This is a genomic window from uncultured Dialister sp. (genome assembly GCF_937959425.1).
Taxonomy (GTDB): Bacteria; Bacillota; Negativicutes; order Veillonellales; family Dialisteraceae; genus Dialister.
This window is the reverse complement of sequence record NZ_CALGPS010000012.1, coordinates 1-6,351: the sequence shown is the minus strand read 5'-3', so window position 1 is coordinate 6,351 and position 6,351 is coordinate 1. Positions and strand designations below refer to the sequence as shown.

Annotated in this window: 4 protein-coding genes; all 4 read right to left on the bottom strand. The window is 53.1% G+C overall.

Going from position 1 to position 6,351, the window contains the following annotated elements; all coding sequences use genetic code 11:
* Positions 1 to 133: 133 nt before the first annotated feature.
* From mfd to folP, 4 genes are read right to left on the bottom strand one after another with little or no spacing between them, the layout of a single operon-like run.
* Entirely contained in the window at positions 134 to 3,481 is a 3,348-nt protein-coding gene (gene mfd, locus Q0482_RS00410) for a transcription-repair coupling factor (protein WP_299142021.1), read from the bottom strand.
* Complete coding sequence (gene folK / locus Q0482_RS00405) at positions 3,474 to 3,977, bottom strand: 2-amino-4-hydroxy-6-hydroxymethyldihydropteridine diphosphokinase (RefSeq protein ID WP_299142019.1); 504 nt, start codon at positions 3,975 to 3,977, stop codon at positions 3,474 to 3,476. Before folK ends, mfd begins: the two co-directional genes overlap by 8 nt.
* Before the next feature lie 30 nt (positions 3,978 to 4,007).
* Positions 4,008 to 4,370: a dihydroneopterin aldolase gene (folB, locus tag Q0482_RS00400; RefSeq protein ID WP_299142017.1), complete on the bottom strand. Its 363-nt coding sequence runs from the start codon at positions 4,368 to 4,370 to the stop codon at positions 4,008 to 4,010.
* A 1-nt stretch (position 4,371) separates the two neighbouring features.
* Complete coding sequence (gene folP, locus Q0482_RS00395) at positions 4,372 to 5,226, bottom strand: dihydropteroate synthase (protein WP_299142015.1); 855 nt, start codon at positions 5,224 to 5,226, stop codon at positions 4,372 to 4,374.
* Between the last annotated feature and the right edge of the window lie 1,125 nt (positions 5,227 to 6,351).

Below are 6,351 nucleotides of genomic sequence, written 5' to 3'. Positions count from 1 at the left end.
CCGGGCCCGGGCTCTCACCGGGCTATACCATACACGCCGAACTGGCGCACAACTTTAGAACCCTCGGGGCGGCAGCCCCGTCAAACTTCGCCTGCATAGCAGGCGTCAACCCTGGCCGCACAGCGGCCTCTCCTTACTCCCCTTTCACTTCCCTGTACATTTCATCCATAAACCCGTCCATCCATTTCATTTCATCGCCGGCCATGCCTTTTTTGTTAATGCTCATTTTGGCTATGGTGCCGGGGAGGAGGCGGATGTAGGGGAGCATGGTCCTTGGAAGTTTCATGGGGTTCCAGCCATGCATGGGGTCTTCGTCCGCCCAGGTAATGACGAAATTGGTGCCGCCGTCCATAATGCTTCCGATGCCCAGGTGTCTGGCTTTGACACGGATGTGGGAGACACGGAAGAGTTTTTCCACCGGCGCCGTGGGAGAGCCGTAGCGGTCCACCACTTCGTCGATGAGGTCGGACAGTGCCTTTTCGTTTTCCACAGAGGCCAGGCGGCGGTAGATTTCCATTTTCTGTTCTTCATTGGAAATATAGGCGCTGTCCAGGTAGGCGTCCTGACGGAATTCAATGGTGGTATTGGGCAGTTTCTTCGGCAGGGGCCTGTTCTCTCTTTTCGCCCGGAGCCGTTCCACCGCTTCTTCCAGCATGGTGCAGTAGGTGGCAAAGCCTACGCTGGCAATGTTGCCGTGCTGGGCGGCGCCCAGAAGGTTGCCGGCGCCGCGGATTTCCAGATCCCGCATGGCCACTTTGAAGCCGCTGCCCAGTTCTGTGAATTCGCGGATGGTGTCCAGTCGTTTTTCCGCCACTTCCGAAAGGACTTTGCCCTTCCGGTAGAAAAACCAGGCCCTGGCGATTTTTTCAGACCGCCCAACTCTCCCTCTCATCTGGTAAATCTGGGAAAGACCCATGCGGTCTGCATCATAAACCAGCATGGTGTTGGCGTTAGGCTGGTCCAGGCCGTTTTCGATGAGGGTGGTGCAGAGAAGTACGTCGTACCGTCCTTCATAGAAGTCTACCATCACCCTTTCCAGCTGCCTGCCTTCCATACGGCCATAGGCCACGCCGATGGTAATGTCATCAGGAAGGATGCTTCTTAAATGGTCCAGCATGGCGCCCATGGTTTCGATGCGGTTGTATACGAAGTAGGTCTGGCCCCCTCTTTCCCTTTCGCGGAGGATGGCGTCCTTTACAATGGCGTCATCGTATTCCGTCACATAGGTCTGGATGGCGTGTCGGTTGGAGGGAGGGGTGGTAATGGTAACCATGTCCCTCACCCCCGTAAGGCTCATGTGCAGGGTGCGGGGGATCGGGGTAGCCGACAGGGTGAGCACGTCGATGCCGGAGGACCAGGATTTCCATTTTTCCTTCTGCACCACGCCGAACCGCTGCTCTTCATCCACCACCAGAAGGCCCAGTTTACGGCAGGTCACCTTTTTGTTCAGCACCGCATGGGTGCCGATGATCACATCCACCTCGCCGTCCTTCATTTTACGAAGGATTTCCTTCTTTTCCTTCAGGGTGGTGAAGCGGTTCAAAAGGGCCAGGTTCACGCCGAACTGTTCCATGCGCTCTTTGAAATTTTTATAATGCTGCTGGGAGAGCACCGTGGTAGGACAGAGCACCATGGCCTGGTAGCCGCTCATAACGCATTTAAAGACAGCCCGCATGGCCACTTCCGTTTTGCCGAAGCCCACATCGCCGCAGAGGAGCATATCCATAGGAATGGGCCGCTCCATGGCCTTCTTGATGCCGTCGATGGCGGTGAGCTGGTCTTCCGTTTCCACAAAGGGAAAAGTGTCTTCAAATTCCCTCTGTTCCACGCCGTCTTTGGCAAAGGCAATGCCTTTGGTGATTTCCCGCTTGGCGTAAATATCCAGCAGCTGCTCCGCCAGTTCTTCAATGGACTTTCTGGCCTTGGACCGGATTTTTTCCCAGTGGGCCTCCCCCATTTTGCTGAGCACCGGCGTGCCCCCTTCGGGACCTATATATTTTTCCAGGGTGGAAATCTTTTCCACCGGCAGGTAGAGTTTATCATTTCCTGCATACTGGATGGCGATATAGTCACGGTGCACGCCGGAAAGTTCGATGGTTTTAATGCCCAGGTACTTGCCTATGCCGTGCACGTCCTGCACCACATAGTCTCCCACGTTGAGGTCGGAGAAATAGCGGATCTGCCGTCCCTTGCCGGCGCCTCTTACCCGCCGGATTTTCTGTTTCCCCAGTACATCGCCGGCAGTGAGCACTGCCAGCTTGTCCTCTGCCATTTCATAGCCTTCCGACAGGACGCCGTGGATGAGGTGCACCGCAGAGGGCATGAGTTCTTCGGAAAGAGGAATGTCATATTCCTTCAGTATGCCCTTTAACTCCTCTTCCTCCGAAGCCCTGGGCACCACAAAGAGCACCTTCCACTCCTTTTTCAGAAGAGCCTTCAGGTCTTCGATGAAAATAGGAATCTGCCGCTGGTAGTTGGTCATGGACTGGCCCTGCCAGCTGTGCACTTCCGGCGAAAAATCGTCCAGGGAACGATTCAGGAGGGAAAGGATGATTTCCCTGTTTCCCTTCCTTCCCCTGACCGCCATGTCATGGAAAGAAAGGGCTCTCTTCCTGTTTTCTCTTTCTTCCTTGAAGAAGCGCTTCAGCCCCTCTTCTCCCCTTTGCGGTTCATCATAAATAATGAGTCCCTTTTCGAGGTAATCAAAAAGAATGCTGTCCTTTTCTTCCTTCAGGGAAAGGGGAAGGATCATGACCTCCCTGAAATTTTCAATGGACCGCTGGCTGTCTTCATCGAAGGAACGGAGACTGTCGATTTCATCGCCAAAGAATTCCATGCGCACCGGATGGGTTTCGCTTACAGGAAATACATCCACAATGTCGCCACGCACTGCAAAATGGCCGCAGCGCTCCACCTGGTCCACCCTTTCATAACCGGCGGATACCAGTTTCTCTAAAAGCTCTTCCCGTTCTATTTCCTGTCCCAGGGCAAAGGACAGGGCATGGTCCTTCAGAGCCAGGGGACTTACAATCTTCTGGGCTGCTTCTACGGAGGACGCCAGAATCACCGTCTTTTTCCCGTCCATAAGCCTGGAGAGAGCCTGCATGCGGTCCCGCTGCCTTTCCATGCCGGAGAAGGTGACATTAAAACCGGCCTCTTCCACCAGGGGGAAGGGATGCACTTCAAAATCCGGCGCAAAAAAGGCCAGATCCTCTTCCCAGCGGAAAATGTCCTTCTGCTCCGGCACCACAATCACCGCCTGCCCAAAGCTGCGAAGAAGGGAGGCTGCCAGAAGCGCTTTCTGGGAACCGGAAATACCGGTCATCATGTGGGCTTTCTTTCTGCCTTCCAGAAGCTCCTTTACCTTTGGCTCTAAATCTTCCACCAGGGAAGGGCCTGTATGACTGTCCATTTCAAAAGTCTTTCTTTCTCCCCTCAGGGCCTCCTTCACTCCGGATAAGGAAGGTGTATTTTCACTCATTTCCTGCCTCCTTTCTCTCATTCATCTTCACCAGATCTTTATATCCCTTAAGTTCCAGAATCCGTGCATGGATTGTCTTCCCCTCATAGGTAAAGGAGGGCAGAATTTCTTCCATGGGAACAAGCACAAAAGGCCGCTCCCAGAAATAAGGATGCGGCAGACGGAGGAAATCCGTTTCCCTTGTGCAGTTCTCACTGTAAATCAAGTCCAGATCCAGGGTCCGGGGCCCCCAGTGGACCTTCCTTTCCCGTCCGAATTCCTTCTCTACCTGAAGGAGGAGAGCCATGAGCGCCTCTGCGCTCCCTTCCCATTCCACCAGTGCGGCGGCATTGATGAAATCGGGCTGGTCCCTCTTCCCCCAGGGTTTTGTCCTGTAAAAGGAAGAGACTTTTCTCACCGTGAGTCCCTCTTCCCTGGAAAGCCTTTCCACAGCTTCCTTCAGTATACGAAGGGAATCCCCCATATTGGATCCCATTGCCATAATATAAGTATTCATGTGTTTGAGAAAAGGAGTCTTCCTTTTCTGTCATTTCCTTTCCGCAGAGAGCGTCACCGATACATCCTCCAGAATGCCGGGGATGGGAGAACCGGGCTTGTGAACCGTGGTAATCACCTTCATCACCAGGGGAAAACTCTCCATAATGTCCTCATTAATCACCCCTGCCAGCCTTTCCAGCAGCTTGTAGGGGCCCCCTTCCGCTCTCTTCTTTACCATTTCATAGACAGCCACATAATTCACCGAATCTTCCAGTACATCGGATTTTCCCACCTTTGACAGGTCAAGATCCATTTCCACATCGATGTAGAATCTCTGACCCAGCTTTGTCTCCTCCGGCTCATCGCCATGGTAGCCGAAAAAGGCCATTCCCTTCAAGTCGATATGATCCATGTCATTCTCCTTCTATATGGAAAAGGCGGAGAGCATCCCACACCTTAAGCTCCCGGGCCGTGGTCTTCACATCGTGCACCCGGTAAATGGTGCAGCCCTTTTCCGCGCCCCAAAGGTTCACCGCCGCTGTACCTTCATCCCTTTCAGCTGCGTCGGTATCAAGAATAGCGCCAATGAACCGCTTCCGGCTCACCCCCAGAAGCCAGGGACAGGGGAAAGCCAGAGTGAGCTCATCAAGCCGCGTCAGGATTTCCATATTCTGCTCCACATTCTTCGAGAAACCGATGCCCGGATCCAGGATGATATTCTCCGTCTTCACGCCGGCAGAGAGGGCGATTTCAATGGACTTATCAAAGAAATGCTTCAAATCCTCAATAATATCGTCCCCGTACTCCTCTGTTTCCTGGTTATGCATGAGAATCACAGGCACATCAAAGGCGGCAGACACTTTTGCCATGCTGCCGTCGTCATACTGGAAGCCCCAGATATCATTCACCATATGGGCGCCGGCAGACAGCGCCTTTTCCATGGTTTCATAATGATAGGAATCCACAGACACAGGCACCATGCTCACCTTCAGCACATCCGGAAGAAACTGCATGAGCCGCTCCGTCTCCTCTGCCGCCGTCAGCACCTGATGACCGGGCCGGGTGGATTCCGCGCCCACGTCGATAATATCCGCCCCGTCCTTCACCATATCGGTGGTGTGGGACACAGCCAGCATATCGGAATTCCACTTTCCTCCGTCGGAAAACGAATCGGGCGTCACATTCAGAATCCCCATAACCAGGGACTTCTCCCCCAGCTCCAGAGACTTCCCATCCTTCCATGTATATCTGCGATGCTGTCTTTTCATTGATAATCCTTCTTTCAGGAAATAGAAAACAGTGATTCAACCCCATGAACCGGTTTTCTCAGTATCAAAAACATTACCCCCATTATAACACGCGGGAAAAGAGAAAGAACCAACAAAAAAAGCGGCATACACCGCTTTTCTGTGCCAAGCCGCCATTGAGGAGTATGACAGCCCCGCAGTCCGATTGATAATCAGGGAAATAATCATCAATGAGACCGGATAGGATACACCCATCCCATGGCATTTCCTCCATGTAACCCTATTATACAAAATTTTTCACAAAAATCCAATAGGGGACTGAAAATTTTTAATGGGCCCCTTGGGCCCAGGGTTCAAAAGGTTCAGAGGGTTCAGAGGGTTCAGAGGGTTCAGAGGGGAAGGTTCTTAAGTTTGACCGGCCTTTGGCCGGAGGGTTCTCAGGTTTGACGGCGGCTCCGCCGCCGAGGGTTGTGGATTGCCCCACAGGGGAAACGACTCACTGGATTTTCGAGTCGCTGTCGCTTCCCTACAGCACGGCTATCACCGACTCACAATAATTTGCGCGTCGCTTTGCTCCTACAAATTATGTTCGCTGGTGTAACTCCAGTTCGCTGTGCACCGCTGCGCGGCAATGAGTATATAGTCAGCGTTACGGGAATGCCTTTCTGCTGCATAAATCGCACTGAACATTCTGCTGAATTGGCCACCTCCGGTGGCCACCCCTTATCCGGCTGCGCCGGACTCTCCCCTATTCAGGGGAGAGAATATAACCCCTCTATGTTTACCCTTGATTTCATATGTTACGAACAGCATTACGGAGATTAGCCGCCTGCAGGCGTCTTTTCCCCCTTTGGTGCCTTACGGCACCACCTTTCCCCCGCTGTGCGGGGGGCACAACAACCCGTGCTTAATGTAGAGCAACTTTTGAGAAAAATGATTCGCGGAGCTTTATTGTCCACTGTGCACATCCTGCATAGGATGTGCAAGTCGTGCAAAATAAGGCGCCTAGCCTGCCCATAAAGGCGCTTACCTTTTGTTGCCCGACCGAACTGCGGGGGGGGGGGAAAAGGTGGTGGCGCCAGCCACCAAAGCCTGAAGTCCCGTGAAATTATATCTATTTCGGGGTTTGGACTCCCATCGCGTCAT